Source organism: Streptomyces sp. NPDC058674 (assembly GCF_042716505.1).
Taxonomy (GTDB): Bacteria; Actinomycetota; Actinomycetes; order Streptomycetales; family Streptomycetaceae; genus Streptomyces.
The window spans coordinates 87409-108012 of record NZ_JBHXSC010000012.1 but is presented as its reverse complement, the minus strand read 5'-3'; the positions used below and the strand labels follow the sequence as shown (position 1 = coordinate 108012).

At 73.6% G+C, this 20604-nt stretch carries 21 protein-coding genes; 11 read left to right on the top strand and 10 right to left on the bottom strand.

Annotated features, from left to right (window positions below):
• Positions 1-10: 10 nt before the first annotated feature.
• The 4 genes from thrC to groL all read left to right on the top strand — a co-directional run bounded on the left by thrC (position 11) and on the right by groL (position 4159).
• Positions 11-1285 carry a threonine synthase gene (gene thrC / locus ACFWU6_RS09520; RefSeq protein ID WP_383807100.1) on the top strand — a complete coding sequence of 425 codons (1275 nt, stop codon included), beginning with the start codon at positions 11-13 and terminating at the stop codon, positions 1283-1285.
• Positions 1286-1318: 33 nt separating this feature from the next.
• On the top strand, positions 1319-1597 hold the full coding sequence (locus ACFWU6_RS09515) for a MoaD/ThiS family protein (RefSeq protein WP_383807097.1): 279 nt from the start codon (positions 1319-1321) through the stop codon (positions 1595-1597).
• 397 nt (positions 1598-1994) lie between these two features.
• Entirely contained in the window at positions 1995-2201 is a 207-nt protein-coding gene (locus tag ACFWU6_RS09510) for a cold-shock protein (RefSeq protein WP_003967346.1), read from the top strand.
• A 335-nt stretch (positions 2202-2536) separates the two neighbouring features.
• Positions 2537-4159, top strand: a complete 1623-nt coding sequence (gene groL, locus ACFWU6_RS09505) for a chaperonin GroEL (RefSeq protein WP_383807094.1) — start codon at positions 2537-2539, stop codon at positions 4157-4159.
• Between the two features lie 104 nt (positions 4160-4263).
• Here the strand turns inward: groL and ACFWU6_RS09500 are convergent, their stop codons facing one another.
• Both ACFWU6_RS09500 and ACFWU6_RS09495 read right to left on the bottom strand, forming a co-directional pair.
• The gene (locus tag ACFWU6_RS09500; protein WP_383979931.1) at positions 4264-4689 is read right to left on the bottom strand and encodes a GNAT family N-acetyltransferase; all 426 of its coding nucleotides are present in this window, start codon (positions 4687-4689) and stop codon (positions 4264-4266) included.
• A gap of 62 nt (positions 4690-4751) precedes the next feature.
• Positions 4752-5189 (bottom strand): Uma2 family endonuclease, encoded by a 438-nt coding sequence (locus ACFWU6_RS09495; protein ID WP_383979929.1) that lies wholly within the window; start codon positions 5187-5189, stop codon positions 4752-4754.
• Positions 5190-5465: 276 nt separating this feature from the next.
• On the opposite strand from ACFWU6_RS09495, the gene ACFWU6_RS09490 reads away from it, so the two are divergent.
• Together ACFWU6_RS09490 and ACFWU6_RS09485 are read left to right on the top strand one after the other, a co-directional pair.
• Complete coding sequence (locus tag ACFWU6_RS09490; protein ID WP_383979926.1) at positions 5466-6083, top strand: phosphoribosylanthranilate isomerase; 618 nt, start codon at positions 5466-5468, stop codon at positions 6081-6083.
• A gap of 69 nt (positions 6084-6152) precedes the next feature.
• Entirely contained in the window at positions 6153-6890 is a 738-nt protein-coding gene (locus ACFWU6_RS09485; protein WP_383807083.1) for a beta-glucanase, read from the top strand.
• A gap of 67 nt (positions 6891-6957) precedes the next feature.
• Here ACFWU6_RS09485 and ACFWU6_RS09480 read toward each other — a convergent pair whose 3' ends face one another.
• The 4 genes from ACFWU6_RS09480 to ACFWU6_RS09465 form a co-directional block, all read right to left on the bottom strand.
• Positions 6958-7545: a GNAT family N-acetyltransferase gene (locus tag ACFWU6_RS09480; RefSeq protein WP_383979922.1), complete on the bottom strand. Its 588-nt coding sequence runs from the start codon at positions 7543-7545 to the stop codon at positions 6958-6960.
• A 94-nt stretch (positions 7546-7639) separates the two neighbouring features.
• The gene (locus ACFWU6_RS09475) at positions 7640-9145 is read right to left on the bottom strand and encodes a PTS transporter subunit EIIC (protein WP_383979920.1); all 1506 of its coding nucleotides are present in this window, start codon (positions 9143-9145) and stop codon (positions 7640-7642) included.
• A 38-nt stretch (positions 9146-9183) separates the two neighbouring features.
• Positions 9184-10107 (bottom strand): N-acetylmuramic acid 6-phosphate etherase, encoded by a 924-nt coding sequence (murQ, locus tag ACFWU6_RS09470; protein ID WP_383979917.1) that lies wholly within the window; start codon positions 10105-10107, stop codon positions 9184-9186.
• Entirely contained in the window at positions 10104-11168 is a 1065-nt protein-coding gene (locus tag ACFWU6_RS09465; RefSeq protein WP_383979955.1) for a MurR/RpiR family transcriptional regulator, read from the bottom strand. The genes murQ and ACFWU6_RS09465 overlap by 4 nt, the downstream gene beginning before the upstream one ends.
• A gap of 106 nt (positions 11169-11274) precedes the next feature.
• Between ACFWU6_RS09465 and ACFWU6_RS09460 the strand changes: the two genes are divergently transcribed.
• The gene (locus ACFWU6_RS09460) at positions 11275-11652 is read left to right on the top strand and encodes a hypothetical protein (protein ID WP_383979912.1); all 378 of its coding nucleotides are present in this window, start codon (positions 11275-11277) and stop codon (positions 11650-11652) included.
• A 7-nt stretch (positions 11653-11659) separates the two neighbouring features.
• Positions 11660-11926 (top strand): DUF4031 domain-containing protein, encoded by a 267-nt coding sequence (locus tag ACFWU6_RS09455; RefSeq protein ID WP_383979909.1) that lies wholly within the window; start codon positions 11660-11662, stop codon positions 11924-11926.
• A gap of 27 nt (positions 11927-11953) precedes the next feature.
• Here ACFWU6_RS09455 and ACFWU6_RS09450 read toward each other — a convergent pair whose 3' ends face one another.
• Entirely contained in the window at positions 11954-13177 is a 1224-nt protein-coding gene (locus tag ACFWU6_RS09450; protein ID WP_383979951.1) for a Cmx/CmrA family chloramphenicol efflux MFS transporter, read from the bottom strand.
• A 200-nt stretch (positions 13178-13377) separates the two neighbouring features.
• Entirely contained in the window at positions 13378-14037 is a 660-nt protein-coding gene (locus tag ACFWU6_RS09445; protein ID WP_383807066.1) for a hypothetical protein, read from the bottom strand.
• 153 nt (positions 14038-14190) lie between these two features.
• On the opposite strand from ACFWU6_RS09445, the gene ACFWU6_RS09440 reads away from it, so the two are divergent.
• Positions 14191-14877 (top strand): copper homeostasis protein CutC, encoded by a 687-nt coding sequence (locus tag ACFWU6_RS09440; protein ID WP_383807064.1) that lies wholly within the window; start codon positions 14191-14193, stop codon positions 14875-14877.
• A gap of 361 nt (positions 14878-15238) precedes the next feature.
• Here the strand turns inward: ACFWU6_RS09440 and ACFWU6_RS09435 are convergent, their stop codons facing one another.
• On the bottom strand, positions 15239-17215 hold the full coding sequence (locus ACFWU6_RS09435; RefSeq protein ID WP_383801588.1) for a HelD family protein: 1977 nt from the start codon (positions 17213-17215) through the stop codon (positions 15239-15241).
• Between the two features lie 389 nt (positions 17216-17604).
• Between ACFWU6_RS09435 and ACFWU6_RS09430 the strand changes: the two genes are divergently transcribed.
• Together ACFWU6_RS09430 and ACFWU6_RS09425 are read left to right on the top strand one after the other, a co-directional pair.
• Positions 17605-17790 (top strand): hypothetical protein, encoded by a 186-nt coding sequence (locus tag ACFWU6_RS09430; RefSeq protein WP_383801420.1) that lies wholly within the window; start codon positions 17605-17607, stop codon positions 17788-17790.
• A 172-nt stretch (positions 17791-17962) separates the two neighbouring features.
• A complete protein-coding gene (locus ACFWU6_RS09425; RefSeq protein ID WP_383801423.1) occupies positions 17963-18832 on the top strand; it encodes a glycosyltransferase family 87 protein in 870 nt (289 codons plus the stop codon).
• Here ACFWU6_RS09425 and ACFWU6_RS09420 read toward each other — a convergent pair.
• The gene (locus ACFWU6_RS09420; protein ID WP_383801426.1) at positions 18798-20441 is read right to left on the bottom strand and encodes a DNA repair helicase XPB; all 1644 of its coding nucleotides are present in this window, start codon (positions 20439-20441) and stop codon (positions 18798-18800) included. The two genes, ACFWU6_RS09425 and ACFWU6_RS09420, sit on opposite strands and share 35 nt — an antisense overlap.
• Positions 20442-20604: the final 163 nt, after the last annotated feature.

Below are 20604 nucleotides of genomic sequence, written 5' to 3'. Positions count from 1 at the left end.
CCTCGCCATCATGGCTGCACAGACTGTCGCCACCTCTGTTGATCTCGGACCTGCCACCGGCCTCTCCTGTCGCGAGTGCGGCACCCGGTTCGACCTCGGACCCGTCTTCGCGTGTGCCGAGTGCTTCGGACCGCTGGAAGTCGCCTACGACCTCCCCACCGGCGACCCCGAGGCCCTGCGCGCCGCGATCGAGGCCGGTCCCGACAACATCTGGCGCTACGCGCCGCTGCTGCCCGTCCCCGCGGACGTGGCCTCCAAGCCCAGCCTGAACCCGGGCTTCACCAAGCTCGTGGACGCCGCCAACCTGGCCAAGGAGCTCGGCTTCACCGGCAAGCTCTACGTCAAGGACGACTCCGGCAACCCGACGCACTCCTTCAAGGACCGCGTCGTGGCCATCGCCGTCGAGGCGGCCCGCGCCTTCGGCTTCACCACCCTCTCCTGCTCCTCCACCGGCAACCTGGCCGGCGCCGTCGGCGCCGCGGCCGCCCGGGCCGGTTTCCGCTCCTGCGTGTTCATCCCGCACGACCTGGAGCAGGGCAAGGTCGTCATGGCCGGTGTCTACGGCGGCGACCTCGTCGGCATCGAGGGCAACTACGACGACGTCAACCGCTTCTGCTCCGAGCTCATCGGCGACCCGCTGGGCGAGGGCTGGGGCTTCGTCAACGTCAACCTGCGCCCGTACTACGGCGAGGGCTCCAAGACCCTCGCGTACGAGATCTGCGAGCAGCTCGGCTGGCGGCTGCCCGACCAGATCGTGATCCCGATCGCGTCCGGCTCCCAGCTGACGAAGATCGACAAGGGCCTGCAGGAGCTGATCAAGCTCGGTCTCGTCGAGGACAGGCCGTACAAGATCTTCGGCGCCCAGGCCGAGGGCTGCTCCCCGGTCTCGACCGCCTTCAAGGCCGGCCACGAGGTGGTCCGCCCGCAGAAGCCGAACACCATCGCCAAGTCGCTGGCCATCGGCAACCCGGCGGACGGCCCCTACGTCCTGGACATCGCGCGGCGCACCGGCGGCTTCGTCGAGGACGTCAACGACGAGCAGGTCGTCGAGGCCATCAAGATCCTGGCGCAGACCGAGGGCATCTTCGCCGAGACGGCGGGCGGCGTGACCGTCGGCGTCACGAAGAAGCTCGTGGAGGACGGCCGGCTCGACCCGGCGCTGACCACGGTCATCCTGAACACCGGCGACGGCCTCAAGACGCTGGAGGCGGTGGCCGCGGACAGCGGGCAGACCGCCACCATCCGCCCGAGCCTGGACGCGTTCCGCGCCGCCAACCTGGCGTGACCCTCCCCCGTACCCCGGAAAGGCAGTAGCGCCATGAGCGTCAACGTCCGCATCCCCACCATCCTGCGCACCTACACCGGCGGCAAGGCCGAGGTCCCCGCCGAGGGCGCGAACCTGGCCGAGGTCATCGAGTCGCTGGAGAAGAGCCACCCGGGCATCGCCGCGCGCGTCCTGGACGACCAGGGCAAGCTGCGCCGCTTCGTCAACGTGTACGTCAACGACGACGACGTGCGCTTCGAGGGCGGTCTGGAGGCCGTGACCCCGGACGGCGCCGGCGTCTCGATCATCCCGGCCGTCGCGGGCGGCTGCTGATCACCTGTAGGTGACACGCGAAAACCGAAATTGCCCCCTCCGCTCATAAGCGGAGGGGGCAATTCTGCTTGATTGGGCGCGGTAAGGTTGGGGAAGTCCCCTCCGCTGTTCTTGCCCGCCGCATATGAACGGGCCGCGTCAGGGTCGACATCGGGTCAATGTGCACGTGCCGTATGAGGCTTTGGCGAGATATGCCGGGCCCGAGTTGCCCTGGAATATGTCAAATTTTCACTCTTTTTCAATCTTTTCGGGTGTCCTGAATTCTCGTCGGATTGACCTGTTGCAGACAGCACCGGCGCGGATACATTCAGCCTCGGTCGACGCGTTCCGACGCAAGTTCTGACCCGGGATCGCGAAGTGCGTTCCTGCGCAAGGGCCAGTAATAGGGGAGTTAGGCATGGCTCAGGGCACCGTCAAGTGGTTCAACGCGGAGAAGGGCTACGGCTTCATCGCGGTCGACGGTGGCGCGGATGTGTTCGTCCACTACAGCGCCATCCAGATGGACGGTTACCGCACCCTTGAAGAGGGTCAGCGGGTCGAGTTCGAGATCTCGCAGGGCCAGAAGGGGCCGCAGGCCGACATGGTCAAGCTGGCGGTCGGCTAGTCCGAGCGCGATCGACCACCGACGCGTACGCACCAGGCACCACGAGGGGCCCACATCCCGGACACGGGGTGTGGGCCCCTCGTGCGCCGGGCCCGCGCGACCCGTGCGGCGACTGACCGTTGGCCGGGTCTTGGTCGAAGCCGCTTGCACTCGAGGGGGTCGAGTGCTAATCATTGGCGTTAGCACTCTCCAGTGGAGAGTGCTACTGAAACGAGGACCGGGTCGGTGAGGCCCGCAGGGTCCGGCGGGAAGGAACCGCCGGGCACGCAGGCCGTCCGTCGCGGGCGCGGGCGCGGTCCGGAGCAATCCACCGCTGTCCGGGAGGACCACTTCAGATGGCCAAGATCATTGCGTTCAACGAGGAGGCCCGGCGCGGTCTCGAGCGTGGGATGAACCAGCTCGCCGACGCCGTCAAGGTCACCCTTGGCCCCAAGGGTCGCAACGTCGTCCTTGAGAAGAAGTGGGGCGCGCCCACGATCACCAACGACGGCGTCTCCATCGCCAAGGAGATCGAGCTCGAGGACCCGTACGAGAAGATCGGCGCCGAGCTGGTCAAGGAAGTCGCCAAGAAGACGGACGACGTCGCCGGCGACGGTACGACCACCGCGACCGTGCTCGCCCAGGCGCTCGTCCGCGAGGGCCTGCGCAACGTAGCCGCCGGCGCCAACCCGATGGCCCTCAAGCGTGGCATCGAGAAGGCCGTCGAGGCCGTCTCCGCCGCCCTGCTGGCCCAGGCCAAGGACGTCGAGACCAAGGAGCAGATCGCCTCCACGGCCTCCATCTCCGCCGCCGACACCCAGATCGGCGAGCTCATCGCCGAGGCGATGGACAAGGTCGGCAAGGAAGGCGTCATCACGGTCGAGGAGTCCCAGACCTTCGGTCTGGAGCTCGAGCTCACCGAGGGCATGCGCTTCGACAAGGGCTACATCTCGGCGTACTTCGCCACCGACATGGAGCGCATGGAGTCGTCCCTCGACGACCCGTACGTCCTGATCGTCAACTCCAAGATCGGCTCGGTCAAGGACCTGCTGCCGCTCCTGGAGAAGGTCATGCAGTCCGGCAAGCCGCTGCTGATCATCGCCGAGGACGTCGAGGGCGAGGCCCTGTCGACCCTGGTCGTCAACAAGATCCGCGGCACCTTCAAGTCCGTCGCCGTCAAGGCCCCGGGCTTCGGCGACCGCCGCAAGGCCATGCTCGGTGACATCGCCATCCTCACGGGCGGCACCGTCATCTCCGAGGAGGTCGGCCTCAAGCTGGAGAACGCCGGTCTCGACCTGCTGGGCCGCGCCCGCAAGGTCGTCATCACCAAGGACGAGACCACCATCGTCGACGGTGCCGGCGACAGCGACCAGGTCGCCGGTCGCGTTAACCAGATCCGCGCCGAGATCGAGAACTCCGACTCGGACTACGACCGCGAGAAGCTCCAGGAGCGCCTCGCGAAGCTGGCCGGCGGCGTGGCCGTCATCAAGGCCGGTGCCGCGACCGAGGTTGAGCTCAAGGAGCGCAAGCACCGCATCGAGGACGCCGTTCGCAACGCGAAGGCCGCCGTCGAGGAGGGCATCGTCGCCGGTGGCGGCGTCGCCCTGCTGCAGGCCTCCGCGGTCTTCGAGAAGCTGGAGCTCACGGGTGACGAGGCGACCGGCGCTGCCGCCGTCAAGCTCGCCCTCGAGGCCCCGCTGAAGCAGATCGCCGTCAACGCCGGCCTCGAGGGTGGCGTCGTCGTGGAGAAGGTCCGCAACCTGACCCCGGGCTGGGGTCTGAACGCGGCCACCGGCGAGTACGTCGACCTCATCGCCGAGGGCATCATCGACCCGGCGAAGGTCACGCGCTCCGCGCTGCAGAACGCCGCGTCGATCGCCGCGCTGTTCCTGACGACCGAGGCCGTCATCGCCGACAAGCCCGAGAAGGCCGGTGCCCCCGCGGGCGGCGGCATGCCGGGTGGTGACATGGACTTCTGATCGGCCCCGGCTGATCGGCTGTTCTCGAACGAGGGCGGCACCCCCACGGGGGTGCCGCCCTCGGGCGTTTCTCCGGCCGCAGGGCCGGGACCGTGGCGGCCCGGTCAGAGCTGCTTGAGGAAGTACACGTCCTCGTGGCCGCCCGGGAAGCCGGGGACGCGGGCCGTCTCCGCGTAGCCGTGACGGGCGTAGAAGGCCGGGGCCTGGAAGGTGAACGACGAGACGAGGACGGTCGCGCAGCCGCGCCGGCGGGCCTCGTCCTCGGCGGCGGCCAGCAGCCTGCCGCCCCAGCCGTCGCCGCGGCTGTCCTCACGGACCCAGGTCATTGCGATGCCCGCCCGGTCGCCCCAGCTCCAGCCGCTGAGCCCGGCGACGAGCGCGCCGTCCGCGTCGGTGACCCGGACGGTGAACTCGGACTGCTCGTGTCCCGTCGTCGCCGCCTGGTTGAACGCGTCGAGCTCCTTGTTCAGCCGCGCGTCGAGCTCGGCGTCCGCGCCGCCTGTGGCGATCTCCACCCCGTTGTCGTTCATGGGCCCATTCTGCGGCCCGCCGCCGCGCCGCCACGAACGGGTTTCCGGAGCCCCCGGGTCGGTCAGAACCCGGACGAATCGATGACGCAGCCGAACGGTTCCGGTACGTGCAGGGGCTCGCCGAAGGACACCGTCGTACGGGAGCGGTAGCCGTGCGGGGAGGGGTCCGAGAAGCAGGTGATCTCCGAGCCCTGCATGTCGACGACCAGGTAGACGGGGACGAGCAGGCCGTAGACGTCGAGCTTGTCGGTCCAGCCCGCGTCCTGCGCGGAGACGGAGGTGAACTCCCCGACCAGGGACAGGGCCGCCCCGTCTGCATGGCGGCCGTCCGCTTCGAAGGCCGCTGCGTCGGCGACGAAGAGACCGGGTCCGTAGGCGCGGGCCGCCGCCGGGATTGGAAGAGGAAGGGCGCGCTTTCCACGATGTGCCCGTCCGGAGCATGGTTGCGGAGCTGCTCGCGAAGCGCCCGCATGCGTCGGTAGCAGTGCGGATCGGGCCACGGTGACACGACGATCTTTCCCCGGATGAGCTCGGCCTTGAATCCGTCCGGTGTGTTCATCTCCTCGACGGTGCGCAGGAGGCACTCGAATGTCGCGGGCGCCGACAGCGCGGATTCCATGGGTGTGGCCCGCTCGGTCACGGTGGTCCTCCGCATGGCGTGCGTGCTGTACCGGGCCGGGGCCCGTGTCTCGGATCAGGCTAGCGCCGGGGCCGGGGCCGTGCCTGATCCTCGGGACGGAGTGCCGTGGGGCGGGCGGGTTTGGTTGACTCGGGGGATGAGCGAGAGCAGCACACCCTTCGTCAAGATCTGCGGCCTCAAGAACGCGCGCGACGTCGAGGCGGCCGTGGCCGCGGGGGCCGGCGCCGTCGGGTTCGTCTTCGCCCCGGGCAGCCCGCGTACGGTCGACGCCGCGACCGCGCGCGCCCTCGCGGCGCAGGTGCCGCCCCGGGTGCTGACCGTCGGGGTGTTCCGGGGGCAGTCGGTCGCCGAGATCCGCCGCTTCACCGAGGAGAGCGGCGTGCGGGGCGTCCAGCTGCACGGCGAGGAGGGCCCCGAGGACTTCGCCGCGCTCGCGGCCGAGGGCCGGACGCTGCTGCGGGCCACCGCGGAGCACGTCCGGCGGTGCGGGGAGTACGGCGAGGACCTGCTGCTGATCGACGCGCCGGACCCGGGCTCCGGCAAGCCGTGGAATTGGGGCTCCGCCGAGTTCACCGCGCCGGCCGGCCGGTGGCTGCTGGCGGGCGGTCTGACCCCGGCGAACGTCCGGGAGGCCGTCGAGACCACGGGCGCGTGGGGCGTGGACGTCTCCAGCGGGGTGGAGGGGGAGCGCGGGGTGAAGTCCCCCGAGCTGATCCGCGCCTTCGTGCGCGCGGCGCACGCCGTCGATGGCTGAACGCGTTCGTGCGATTACTCTCAGCGAGAACCGGCGGTTGGTCCGGTTCCCGGCGGGCAGATCACAGTCATGCTCTCGGACACGCTCGGATGGCTGCGGCGCCTGACAAGCCGCCTCGTTCCCGACGGCGGTGGAGGCGTGCCCGTGTTCGCGCCGCGCCGCACTCCCGTCTTCACCGCCGACTTCGCCTCCACCTCCCAGTGGGTCGCCGGCCGCTCCTGGGCGTATCCCGGCGGCGGCCCGGTCAACCCGAACGACAACAAGCTCGACCACCTCGTCGCCGATCCCGCCTACAGCCGTGGCGGGGTCTTCCGCGCGACGCTGCGTCCCGACGGCAACTGGGACGCCGGGCTCCTCACCACCGAGGGCAGCGACGGGGGCTTCCAGGCACGCACCGGCGACGTGCTGGAAGCCCGGGTGAAACTGCCGACCGAGAAGGGCGCCTGGCCCGCCATCTGGACCTGGCGGGACGGCGGCCAGGAGATCGACGTCTTCGAGTACCACCCCGACAACCCGGACCTGCTGGAGCTGTCCAACCACGTCCGCCAGGGCCACCGCTACCACCGCGACCCGTCGGTGCGGCCGGGCGGCTGGGTCGACCTGAAGGTCGAGTTCGGCCGGAGCTCGGTCGTCTGGTGGGTGAACGGCGCCCGGGTCTTCAGCGACGGCCGGGGCGTGGGCCGCAACTGGCACGCGTACCTCATCGTCAACCTCTCGGTCTCGGCTGGGAGGTACCACCCGGCGCCCGATCCGGGAGCGACGGAGATGTCCTACGAGGTGTCGCAGCTGCGGGTGTACCGGCGCTAGGCAGGCGACGTGCACGGGGTCGCGGCGCCCGGCCCGCGGGTCAGTCGGTGCTCAGGCGCCCGACGGGTCAGTCGGTGCGCAGGCGGGCGTGGAGGTGTTCGTCGTGCCAGCCGTCCGCGTGCAGGAGGGCGGCGCGCATCGTGCCCTCCAGGGGGTAGCCGGCCCGGACCGCGACGGCGCAGGACGCCGGGTTCGCCACGGAGTGGGTGATGCGCAGGCGGTGCAGGCCGAGGTCCTCGAAGGCCCAGCGGCCGACGTGGTCGGTGGCCCGCGCCATGGCGCCGCGGCCGCGGCCCGCGGGCAGCAGCCAGTACAGGAATTCGGCGCTGCCGCCCGCGAGGTCGACGTCCCCGAGGCCGATCAGGCCAACGGCCCGGCCGCCCGGGGCCGGGGCCACGGCCCACACGACGCCCTCCTCGGCCCGCCGCCGCGCCTCCCAGCGGACGATCCGCGCCACGGCCCCGGCCTCGTCGAGCAGGCTGGGGCGGTTCCAGTACCGGATGTCCGGGTCGTGGCAGGCCTCGACCAGCGCGGGTGCGTCGTACGCGGTCCAGGGGCGCAGCCGCAGTCCGCCGGTGCCGGGGAGGTGGAACTCCGGCTGGGGGAGGGAGGCCAGCCGGCCGGCGGGGACCACGGGGGGTATCGCGTCGCTCATTCCCGCATCCTGCCGGACCCGCCGTACCGGGTTGCCGCCGGGCGGCCGCTGTCGGCGGGAGCGGCCGCGGGGCCGGGCCGCAGGCGCCGGGGTGCTACGCCATCGCCGGTTCCCTCGGCTCCCCGGGCTCCTGCGCGGGACCGGACGGCGGAGCCGGGTCCGCCGGGTCCGGGTCCGTGTTCAGGTCGGTGAGCATCTGCCGGGTGAAGCCGAAGAAGGAGGTGGCGGCGAAGCCCACCAGATACCCCACCGCCAGGCCGCCCGCGTAGATCGCGAGGGTGGTCCCCATGCCGGGCCCCCCGTCCAGCAGCGGGAAGAGCGCCCAGCCCGAGGGGCCGATGGCGGTGGAGCCGAAGGCCACGCCGAGCTGGTGGAAGAGGCCGACGAAGGCCCCGCCGGCCGCGCCCCCGACGCACGCGGTGACGAACGGGCGGCCGAGCGGCAGCGAGACGCCGTAGATCAACGGCTCGCCGACCCCCAGGAAGCCGGCCGGGAGCGCTGACTTGATGGTGGCGCGCAGCGAGCCGTTGCGCGGGAGCTTGACGTAGACGGCGACCGCCGCGCCGACCTGGCCCGCGCCCGCCATCGCGAGGATCGGCAGCAGGACGGTGTAGCCGGACTGCTCGATGAGCGTGGTGTGGATGGGGATCAGGGCCTGGTGCAGGCCCAGCATGACCAGCGGCAGGAACAGCCCGCCCAGTACGAGCCCGGCGAAGGCGCCGCCGGTGGCGAGCAGCCAGTTGGCGAAGGTGCCGATGGCGGTGGAGGCCCCGCCCGCGAGGAACATCAGGCCGAAGAGGGTGACCAGGCCCGTGACCAGGACCGTGAGGGTGGGGGTGACCAGCACGTCGAGGGTCTCGGGGACCCACCGGCGGCACCACTTCTCCACGTGCACGGCGAGCAGGGCCGCGGCGAGCGCACCGAGGACGCCGCCCTGGCCGGGCTTGAGCTCCAGCCCGAAGGCGGTGATCTTCGCGACGCCCGGGAAGACGATGACGGCGGCGACCGCGCCGCCCAGGATCGCCGTGCCGCCGAACTCCTTCGCCGTGTTGTAGCCGACGAAGACCGCGATCAGCGACATGAAGCCGGAGGCGATAGCGGCGAGCGCGGGGACGATGCCCGGCAGCCAGCCGGCGTTGGTCAGCACGCCGTTCAGGCCCGCGATGACACCGCAGCCGATCAGCGCGGGGATCAGCGGTACGAAGATGTCGGCGATGCGGCGCAGGAACAGCTTGAACGGAGTGGAGTTCTTCGCCTTCCGGGCCTCCTTCAGCGCCGCGCCCTGGGCGGCCAGTCCGTCGGCGGTGACGGGACGGTCACCGGGCGCGGGGGGCGCCGAGCGGCCCTCCTCGACCAGCGCCTCGAACTCCGGGGTGACGCGGGCGACCGTGCCCGGCCCCAGCACGATCTGGTACGTGTCGTCCTCGACCACGCCCATGACGGCGGGGACGGCCTTGAGGGCCTCCTCCTGGACCAGGCTCCGGTCGCGCAGGCCGATGCGCAGGCGCGTCATGCAGTGCGCGATCGAGGTGATGTTGTGCGGGCCGCCGACCAGGGGAAGGATCGCGGCTGCTGTGGCGCGGTTCTTGTCAGTGGACATGCTGGGCGTCGCCTTGCGTCGGGGGTGCGGGGCGGGGGTCAGGAGGATGCGTCGAGGGCGGCGCGCAGGTGCCCGCCCGAGGAGGCCAGCAGCTCGGCGGCCCGGGGGCCGTCGACACCGCCGAGGATGACGAGCACGGCGTCCTTGACCTCGCCGCCGGTGGCCGCCAGCGCGGCCTCGATCTCCGCGTCGGGGGCGCCGGTGGCCAGGGCCACGATGCGGCGGGCGCGGGCGCGCAGCTTCTCGTTCGAGGAGCGCATGTCGACCATCAGGTTCCCGTACGTCTTCCCGAGCCGGATCATCGTGACCGTCGAGATCAGGTTGAGCACGAGCTTCTGCGCGGTGCCGGCCTTCAAACGGGTGGAGCCGGTGAGCAGTTCGGGCCCCACGACCACCTCGATGCCGTGCTCGGCGGCCGCGGCGAGCGCGGAGCCGGAGTTGCAGGACAGGCCCACGGTGAGGGCGCCGCGCGTACGGGCGAACTCGACGGCGCCGATCGCGTACGGGGTGCGCCCGGAGGCGGAGACGCCCACGACCGTGTCGTCGGGGCCGAGGTCCAGCGCGGCGAGGTCCGCGGCGGCCAGCTCCCGGGAGTCCTCGGCGCCCTCGACGGCCCGGACCATGGCCGGGGGGCCGCCCGCGATCAGGCCGACGACCTGCGCCGGGTCGGTGTTGAAGGTGGGCGGGCACTCGCTGGCGTCCAGTACGCCCATCCGGCCGGCGGTGCCGGCGCCCGCGTAGACGAGCCGGCCGCCGCGCGCCATCCGCTCCGCGATCGCGTCGACCGCCGCGGCGATCTGCGGGAGTCGAGCGGCGACCGCGGCCGGGACGGTGGCGTCCTCGGCGTTCATCAGGCGGGCGATCTCCAGGGTGGGCAGGCGGTCGATCTCGGCGAGCTCCGGGCGGAAGGCCTCGGTGGTCAGCGTCTCCAACTGGGCGCGGAGATCGGCGTACGCGGTCATGGGCGGGACTCCTGGCGGGTGGGGCCGGTGCGCTTGCTGCCGGGCACGGCGGTGTGGTGCCGGGGGGCGAGCGCCTCGTACGAGGCGGCGAGGGCGGGGGCGGCGGTGGCGTACGTCCGCTGCGCCACGCCGACGAACAGGCAGTCGACGACGTAGAGCTGGCTGGTCCGGCTGGACATGGCGGCCGGGCGCAGCTGGGTCTCGCGGGCGGCGGAGGTGGCGAGGACGAGGTCGGCGTAGTGGGCGACGGGGGCGTTCGGGCGGCCGGTGAGGGCGATGGTGGTGGCGCCGTGTTCGAAGGCGGTGCGCAGGGGCTCGATCACGTCGCCCGTGGAGCCGGAGTGGGTGATCGCGACGGCCACGTCGCCGGGGCGCAGCAGGACGGCGTTGGTCACGGCGAGGTGGGGGTCGCTGTGCGCGTGGGCGATCAGGCCGATCCGCAGCAGCTTCTGGGCGAGGTCCCGGCCGACGAGCGCGGACGCGCCGACGCCGTAGACGTCGATGCGGCGGGCGGTGGAGAGGGCGGCGACGGCGCCGGCCAGCTGGGTGAGGTCGAGTCCGGCGGCGGTGTCGGCGAGGGTCTGCGCCTCCTCGTGGGCCAGCTTGGCGACGACGTCCGCGAGGGGGTCGTCGACGGCTATGTCCACGGTGACGGCGGGAGCGGCGCCGGACTCCTGCTGGGCGGCGAGCGCGGCGAGCGCGAGGCGCAGGCCGCGGTAGCCGGGGTAGCCGAGGAGGCGCGCGGTGCGCACGACGGTGGCCTCGCTGGTGCCGGTGTGCTCGGCGAGGGCCGTGACGGTGAGCTGGGCGCAGCCGGCCGGGTCGGCGGCGACGGCTTCGGCGACGATCTGGATGGAGCGGGTCATGGAGGGGCCGAGGCTGCGGACCCGGGCCCGGAGGGCGGCGGGCGCCGGGACCGGCGGCGCCGGTGTGAGCGGCCCGGGCCGCGGACCGTCCGCGGGGGCCCGGCCGGCGGGGGCGGGCTCCGGGGCGTCACCGGGGGCGTCGGCCGGGGCGTCGGTGGGGGCGCTGCCGGGTGTGAAAGTTTCCTTCGCGTTCATGCTCACGGCCGAAACTTATTTTCGGCCGGGGTCTGCGTCAAGGTCCGCTGGTCCCTCCGGGAAGAGGACCTTCACCACGGCACCCGTACGGGGCCACAATGGGCGCATGGACCACGCACCCCCCCTGGAGCAGGCGCTGCACGTCGCCCGCGCCCTCGTTCTCGCCGACCTCGCCGCCGGCGAGGTCGCCGATGCCGGTGTCGTCTCCCTCGTCGAGGACTCGGTCACGCACCGCCGGTGGTGGGTGGAGCAGTGGCCCGAGGGGGTCGACTACCTCGCCGGACTCGTCGCTCAGGACGTACAGGACGCCTTGCTGGAGAAGTACGGTCGCTGGCCGCTGTGCCCCGTGTGCGGGCACGGCGAGCCGCACGCGCTGGACGTCGAGCCGGAGCTGGGCCCCGAGCCGCACTGGGTGTGCTCGGAGGCGGGCGTACGGGTGGCCGCGGTCGGCGGCCTGGGCCCCGTCCTGCATCCGGGCCGGTGAGCCGCCGGTGACGGTCTACATCGATCCGCCCACCTGGCCGGGCCACGGCCGCATGTGGTCGCACCTGGTCAGTGACGTCTCGTACGAGGAACTGCACGCCTTCGCGGCCTCCATCGGCTGCCCGGCCCGGGCCTTCGAGCGCGACCACTACGACGTGCCGTCGTACCGGTACGCCGACGCGGTCGGGGCGGGCGCGGTGGAGATCGGCAGCAAGGAGCTGGTCCGCCGCCTCACGGAAGCCGGCCTGCGCCGCCCGAAGGGGCGCTCGGCCTGACGGGGGCCGGCGCCGGCGCCGCGCGGGTCAGGCGCGGGCGGACTGCTCCGCCGGGGCCGGCGATGCGGCCCCCGTGCCCGAGGCGACCACGCGGGCGCGGGCCGGTGTACGGCGGTCCAGCCGGAGGGCGATCACGGTGAGGGCGATGGCGGTGACCGTCATGGCGGCGCCCGCCCAGGCGGTGGCGGAGAAGCCGAGGCCCGCGTCGATCACCGTGCCGCCGAGCCAGGGGCCGCCGGTGTTGCCGAGGTTGAACGCGGCCGTGGTGGTGGCGCCCGCCAGGGTCGGGGCGGCGCCCGCCACGTTGAACATGCGGGCGTTGAGCGCCGGGGCGGTGAAGAAGGCGGAGAAGCCGAGCAGGAAGGACAGGGCGATCGCCGCGGCGGCGGTCGAGGCGAGCAGCGCGAGCGCGCTCAGGAAGACGGTCGAGGCGGTGACGCCCCAGATCATCACGCCGAACAGGTGCGCGTCGGCGACCCGGCCGCCGACGGTGGTGCCGGCGAGCGCGCCGAGGCCGAAGAGGCCGAGGATCCACGGGACCCACTGCGAGTCCAGCCCGGCCACGTCCGTGAGCAGCGGCGAGAGGTAGCTGAAGGCGCAGAAGACGCCGCCCGCGGCCAGGGCCGTGATGCCGATGGAGAGCCACACCTGGCGGTCGCGGTAGATGCGCAGCTCGCGGCCGAGCGAGGGCTTCTCCTCGGGCAGCGGGATCTTCGGGATCAGCGCCAGGATGCCCACCAGGGCGATCGCGGAGGCCGCGCCGACCGACCAGAAGGCGGAGCGCCAGCCGAGGTGCTCGCCGAGGAAGGCTCCGGCGGGGACGCCGAGGACGTTGGCGATGGAGAGACCGCCGATCATGACGGCCATGGCGCGTGCCCGCTGGTCCTTGTCGACCATGGCGATGGCGACGGCCGCGCCGACCGCCCAGAAGCCCGCGCACGCGAGGGCGGAGACCACGCGGGAGGCGAAGAGGAGCTCGTACGAGGGGGCGAGCGCGCCCGCGACCTGGCCCAGGCCGAAGAGGCTGATGAGGGACACCAGGGTGGTGCGGCGGGGGAGGCGCAGGGTGGCCACGGCCAGCAGCGGGGCCCCGACGACCATGCCGATCGCGAAGGCGGATATGAGCAGGCCGGCCTGCGGGATGGTGACGCCCATGTCCTCGGCGATGGGTGGCAGCAGCCCGGAGAGCATGAACTCGCTGGTGCCGAGTGCGAAGACGGACAGGCCGAGGACGTAGACGGCGACGGGCATGCGGGGGCGTGCGGCGGCTGCGGGCATGCCCTTCACCAACCTGCGCGAACGGGCGCATATTCCCCGCCCGTGTGTCGGGCGCGTGACAGCGGGTGGCGGTGTCGGCGCCGGCAGGGGTTCGGAGGGGGCGCCGTGCGGCTCCGCTCCGCGTGCCGTGCGGCTCCGCTCCGCGTGCCGCCCGGGCGCCCCTCCGGCGGGGGTCAGGGGGCGAGCCCGGCGAGTTCCGCGGCGAGGTTGGCGCGGGCCGGTGCCTCCCAGTGCGCCGCCCCGTACGGGGTCCGGAAGAGCCGGGGCAGGTCCAGGAGCCCGCGCAGGACGTCGGCGCGCCCGGCGCGGAAGGCCTCGTCCGGGACGAACCCGTACTCCGCGCGGACGGCGGCGGCGTAGGCGGCGTAGGCCGGACCGTCGCCCGCCAGGACGGCGAGGTCGGCGTCGCAGAGGGTCTCGCCGTTCGTGTCGCCCGGGGCGGGGTCGTGGGTGACCGTCAACCGGACCAGCCGGGCCACCTCGGCGGTGCGGTCCGCGCCGATGCCGAGCTCGGGGAGGGCGCGCTCGGCCATCGCGGCGCTGCGCTCCTCGTTCTCGGAGCGGTCCGGGCGGTAGACGGCGTCGTGGAACCAGGCGGCGAGTTCCACGGCGGCCGGGTCGGCGGCGTGCGGGGCCAGTAGGTCGATACGTGCGAGTACGTCGGCCAGGTGCGCGGTGCTGTGGTAGCGGCGCTGGGGCTCCGCCCAGGCGGCGAGGAGCCGGTCGGCGTACGGCTCGGGGTCGCGGCCGACGGGGGCGCCGGCGGCGGCGGTGGTCGCGCGCCAGCGGGCCCGGAGGCCGGCCGTGTCGGGGTGCGGGGTCCCTGTGTCCATGCGCACATTGTGGGGGTGGCGTGATGGTGCTGGTGGGCCGGGGTCCGGGACCGTACCCTGCATATTGGACTAGACCTATTTGCCTGAGTGACCGCCCGTGGCCTCCCGTGGCCACCCGGGTCATACGAGCCGTTTTCCGAAGGATGGGATCGAATGAGCAACCGTGCGCTCCTGGAGGTGATCGCCCTCGACGTGGAGGACGCGGTCGCGGCCCGGGCCGGTGGGGCGGACCGACTCGAACTGGTCGCCGACATGGCCGCCGACGGGCTGACCCCGCCGCGCGAGACCTTCGCGGCGATCAGGGACGCGGTCGACATCCCGCTGCGCGTGATGCTCCGCACGGCCGACGGGTTCGCGGCCGGCGACCTCGACGCCCTGCTGGTGGCGGCGCGGGAGCTGCGGGCGGAGGGTGCGACGGAGTTCGTCCTGGGCTTCCTGAACCCCGACGGCACCCCCGACCTCGCGGCGGTCGAGGCCGTCGTGGCGGAGCTCGACGGCTGCCCGTGGACCTTCCACCGGGCGATCGACCGGTCGGCGGACCGCGACGGGCTGCGCAAGGCGCTGGCCGAGCTGCCGGGGCTGGACACGTACCTGACGGCCGGCTCGCCGGCCGGGGTGGACGAGGGCGCCCCGGTCCTGCTGGCGGAGGTCGCCCGGCGCGGCGAGCCGGGGTACGGGGCACGGATTCTGGTCGGCGGCGGCCTGGCGCTGACCCACCTGCCGGTGCTCCGCGAAGGGGGCGCGGATGCCTTCCACATCGGCGGGGCGGCGCGTCCCGACGGGTGGGGCGGCCCGGTGTCGGCGGCCGCGGTGTCGCGCTGGCGCGAGGCGCTGGACTGACGAACCCGCCGAGCCCCTGCCGGGGCCCGTCGGCACGGGCCGGCCGGGCCGGGCCGCGTCCGTCCCGGCGGGGGGCCGCGCCCGCCCGGCAGGGTTGCGCCCGCCCCCGCCGGGTCCGCGCCGCGCCCGCCGGCCCCGGGCCGGGCTGCGCCCACCGCGGGCTGCGCCCACCGCCCCGCACCCCGCCGCACCCCGCCGCACCCCGCCGCACCCCGCCGCACCGCGTCGGGCCGCGCCGCCGCCGCAGGCCCGGTCGGCCGGGCGTGGTGCCGGGCGCGGGTGCGGGCTGAGCGGGCCGCGCCCCGCCCGCCCGGCCGCCCGCCGGTCCGGGCGTCCGGCTTCGCCGGGGCGGGGGGAGGGGTCAGGACAGGGCGGGCGGCAGGGGGGCCGTGTGGAGGGCGGTCAGGCCCGACACGGCGCGGGTCAGGCAGACGTACAGCCGGCGCAGCCCGGTCCGTTCGTCCGGCTCGCCGTCCACGATGGCCGCCGGCTCGTCCAGGACCACGTAGTCGTACTCCAGACCCTTCGCCAGCGACGCCGGCACCAGCGTCAGCCGGGACTCCGCCGTCGTCTCCTCGCCGGGCGACAGGTACGGCAGGCCGGCCGCCAGCAGGGCCTGCGCCAGCACGGGGACGCGGGCGTCCGCCGCGATCACGCCGACCGAACCCTCGTGCGCCAGCGCGTCCCGGCACGCCCCGATCACCGCCGCCGGCAGGTCGGCGACCTCCGCGATCCGCAGCGAGCCCGGCGTCTCGCGCACCGAGGAGACCGGGGCGAGCCCCGGGGAGATCGCCGGCAGCAGGCGGGAGGCGTACGCGATCACCTCGCGCGGCACGCGGAACCCCGCCGTCAGCTCCTCCAGCACCGCCTGCGGCTTGCCCAGGTGGGCCAGCGCCTCGTCCCAGCTGCGCGTGGCCCACGGGGTCGTGCCCTGCGCGAGGTCGCCCAGCACCGTCGCCGAGCCCGTCGTGCAGCGCCGGCCCACCGCCCGGTACTGCATCGGCGACAGGTCCTGGGCCTCGTCGAGGACGACGTGTCCCAGTGAGTGCGTCCGCTCCACCAGGTCGGCCGCCTCGTCGATCAGGACCAGGTCCGCCGCCGTCCACTGCGCCGACCGCACGCTCCGGAAGGGCTTCGGCCACAGCAGCAGCTTCTGCTCGTCCTGGGTGAGGACCCCCTCGGCGTGGGCGGCCAGGAAGTCCGCGTCGGACAGGAGCCGCAGGACCAGCTTCGCCGGCTCGACCGGCGGCCAGACCTGCTTCACCACCGCCTTCACCGCGGCGTTGCGCGCCACCGCGTCCTGGACGCGGTCGTCCGGCGCCTCGCCCGCCTGCTCCATCCGTACGAGCACCGCGTGCGCGATCCGCTGCGGCAGCGCGTCGCGGGCGGCCCCGTAGCGGATGTCGCGCCGCTGGAGCTCCTCGACCATCTCGGCGAGCTCGTACGCCGGCACCCGCCAGCGGCGTGACCCGCGGACCACCATCAGCGGCTCGGCGGGCGGCGTGACGTGGGAGTCGAGCGCGCGCCGCAGCACCTGCGCCATCCGGGCGTCGCCCTTGACCACGGCGGTCTCGGCGGTGTCCGCGGCGCGTACCTCCAGGCCGTCTCGGGCGACCAGGTCGTCGACGGTGGCCTGCTTGACCTCCAGCTCGCCCAGGGCCGGGAGGACCTGCTCGATGTAGTGCAGGAAGGACCGGTTCGGCCCGATGACCAGCGTCCCCGTACGGGCGAGACGGTCGCGGTGGGCGTACAGGAGGAACGCCACGCGGTGCAGGCCGACGGCCGTCTTCCCGGTGCCGGGGCCGCCCTGCACGCAGACGGAGCCGGACAGGCCGGTGCGGACGATCTCGTCCTGTTCGGGCTGGATCGTCGCGACGATGTCCCGCATGGGGCCGACGCGGGGCCGCTCGATCTCTTGCTGGAGCAGCTTGCTGACGGCGGTCGTCGTCTCCGAGGGGTCGCAGAGGTGCTCGTCCTCGTACGCCGTGAGCTCGCCGCCGGTGTAGCCGAAGCGGCGGCGCAGCGCGATGTCCTGGGGGTCGTTCCTGGAGGCCCGGTAGAAGGGCTGGGAGACCGGCGCGCGCCAGTCGACGACCATCGGGTCGCCGCCCGCGTCGTGGACGTGGCGGCGCCCGATGTAGAACTGCTCGCCCTCCGCGCCTTCGGCGAGCTCCGCGCCCGGGGCGTGCAGGTAGTTCAGCCGCCCGAAGAAGAGGGGGGTGTGGGAGAGGTCGGCGAGCGCCTTGATGCGGTCGTCGATCTGGGCCTGGAGGACGATCGCGTTGACCCAGTTCGCGGTGACGTCGCGGATGTCGAGGGCCTCGACGTCCTCGCGCATGGCGCGGAGCGCGGCGCGGGAGGAGGCGAGGTGGGACCGTTCGCGGGCGAGCGGGTCCGGTTCGGGGGCGTGCGCGGGCACGGGACTGCCTCCAGCTGCTGGTGCGGAACGGGAGCCCGCCGGTTTCCGAACGGCGGGCGGCTCTCCCCGGTGTGGCGGCGGGAGGCGGCAAGAGCGGAGATTGTAGCCACCGGCGCAGGGCGGCGCGAACGGATTCCGGAGCCGGAAGTCCCCCCGGACCGGGCCCCCCGTACGGGTGTCGTGGCGCGGGTGTCAGACCTGGGGCAGAGGCGCCGGGGGGCGGCATGGGCCGGGAGGAGGAGGCGGGAGCCGCCCGGTTCCGCCCCCGGGGCGATGTGGGATCGGGGGAGGGAACGCACCATGGATACATGAGCACCGCAACCTCCACCCCGATCCGGGGCGGCCGCCCGAGCGGCGCCACCGCCACCTCCGACTCCCACCCCCGCCACGTCTTCGGCGACGTCCTGCGCGCCGCGAAGGTCTTCGCGACGACCGCCGTGAGCGTCGTCGTCCTGGGCGAGTACGCCGAGGACGCGGGCGTCATACGCCGCTGACCGTCCGCGGCGCGGGCGACTGCGGCCCGCAGCCGACCGCCGCCGCCCGCAGCCGACCATCGCCGACCGCCGGCTCGCCGACCGCAGCCCCCGGCAGGCGGCCGGTACCCCGGGGTGCGGCTCGCGCCCGGGGGCCCGCGCGGGGTGCGGCTGATCCACTAGGGTCACGCGCGTGACCCGCCCCGCTCCCCACCGTTCGCCGTCGCCCCTCGTCGGCGGAGTGGTCACGGGCTCGCTGCTCGTGCTGGGCGTGCTGTGCGTCGCCCTGCGCCTTCCGATGGCCGACGCGCTCCTGCGCGGCTTCAGCGCCGCCGAGTGGCGTCCGCCCGCCGCGTACCCGCCGTTCGCGGCGATCCTGCTCACCCCGGCCGCCTGGCTGCCGGCCGGCGTGCTCAAGGCCGTCGTCGTCCTCGGTACCGCGGGCCTGTTCGCCCTGCTGGTCCTGCTCTCCTGCCGCCTCGCGGGGCTCCGGCCCCGGCGCGGTCCCGTGCTGGCCGCCACCATCGGCGGGCTGTGGCTGGAGACCCTCTTCCAGGACCCGCTGCCCGGCCAGGTCGATCTGGCCCTGGCCTGCCTGGTGCTGTGGGACCTCGGCCGGCCCGGCGCCGCCCTCGGCAAGGGCTTCGCCCTGGGGATCGCCGCCGGGAGCACCCTGGCCCCGGCGGTCTTCATCCCGTACCTGCTGCTGACCCACCGCGTCCGGGACGGGCTGACGGCGCTGGCCGCCCTGGCCGGCACCGCCCTGATGGGGCTGCTGGTGCTCCCGGAGGCCTCCGAGGAGTTCTGGACCCGCCACCTGCCCGCCGCCGGCCGGACCCTGCTGCCGGGCTGGCCGCAGCTGTGGATCTGGTGCGTCCCGGTGCTGGCCGTCCTGATCGCCGCGGTGCGCGCCCCGGCCGCCGGGGCCCCCGCCCCCGGCGGCCCCGCCCCCGGGGCCCCCGCCCCCGGGGCCCCGGTGTCCGTACCGGCCCCGGGGACCCCCGCCGGAGTGCGGCGGGAGGGACGGGTCAGTCGCTCGTCAGGAGCTCGTCGGCGTCCATGATCCGGTAGGCGTAGCCCTGTTCGGCGAGGAAGCGCTGGCGATGCGCCGCGAAGTCCTGGTCGATCGTGTCGCGGGCGACGACCGAGTAGAAGCGCGCCTCGTGGCCGTCCGCCTTCGGGCGCAGCACCCGGCCCAGGCGCTGGGCCTCCTCCTGGCGGGAGCCGAAGGTGCCGGACACCTGGATGGCGACGGTCGCCTCGGGCAGGTCGATGGAGAAGTTGGCGACCTTCGAGACGACCAGCACGCTGATCTCGCCCTCGCGGAAGGCGTTGAAGAGCTTCTCGCGCTGCGCGTTGGAGGTCTCGCCCTTGATGACGGGCGCGTCCAGGTGCTCGCCCAGCTCGTCGAGCTGGTCGATGTACTGGCCGATGACCAGGGTCTGCTCGCCCTTGTGCTTGGCGACGAGCGCCTCGGTGACCTTCCGCTTGGTCGCGGTCGTCGCGCAGAAGCGGTACTTCTCCTCCGTCTCGGCGGTCGCGTAGGCGAGCCGCTCCGACTCGGTGAGGTTGACGCGGACCTCGACGCAGTCGGCGGGCGCGATGTAGCCCTGCGCCTCGATCTCCTTCCACGGGGCGTCGAAGCGCTTCGGCCCGATGAGCGAGAAGACGTCCGATTCGCGGCCGTCCTCGCGCACGAGCGTGGCGGTCAGGCCGAGCCTGCGCCGCGCCTGGAGGTCGGCGGTGAACTTGAAGACCGGCGCGGGCAGCAGGTGCACCTCGTCGTAGACGATCAGGCCCCAGTCCCGGGAGTCGAAGAGCTCCAGGTGCGGGTAGACGCCCTTCCGCTTCGTCGTGAGGACCTGGTACGTGGCGATCGTGACGGGCCGGATCTCCTTGCGGGTACCGGAGTACTCGCCGATCTCCTCCTCCGTCAGCGAGGTCCGCTTGACCAGCTCGTGCTTCCACTGGCGGGCCGAGACGGTGTTCGTGACCAGGATCAGCGTGGTCGCCTTGGCCATCGCCATGGCGCCCGCGCCGACCAGCGTCTTGCCGGCACCGCAGGGCAGCACGACCACGCCGGAGCCGCCGTGCCAGAAGCCCTCGACGGCCTGCTGCTGGTACGGGCGCAGCGCCCAGCCGTTCTCGGCCAGGTCGATCGGGTGCGCCTCGCCGTCCACGTACCCGGCGAGGTCCTCGGCGGGCCAGCCGAGCTTGAGCAGCGTCTGCTTGATCTGCCCGCGCTCGGAGGGGTGCACGGCGACGGTGTCGGGGTCCAGCCGGGCCCCGACGAGCGGGGCGACCTTCTTGGACCGCAGGATCTCCTCCAGCACGGGCCTGTCGGTGCTGGTCAGGACCAGTCCGTGCACGGGGTGCTTGGAGAGGGTGAGGCGGCCGTAGCGGGCCATGGTCTCGGCGACGTCGACGAGCAGCGCGTGCGGGACGGGGTAGCGGGAGAACTCGACGAGGGCGTCGACGACCTGCTCGGCGTCGTGTCCGGCGGCCCGGGCGTTCCACAGGCCGAGCGGGGTGATCCGGTAGGTGTGGATGTGCTCGGGAGCACGCTCCAGCTCGGCGAAGGGAGCGATGGCGCGGCGCGCGGCGCCGGCGAGCTCGTGGTCGACCTCGAGGAGGAGGGTTTTGTCGCTCTGGACGATGAGAGGCCCGTTCACACACGTCCCTTTCCGGCGTGGGGTGGCAGTCCGGGCGCGGACGGCCAAACCTCCAGTCTGCCGCATCCCCGCGCGGGCGGGGCGGTTCCGTGCCGTACCCCCGAGCCGCGGTGCGCGCCGGCGGGCCCGGCCGGAGGAGGGGCGGACCCGGCGCGAGCCGGGC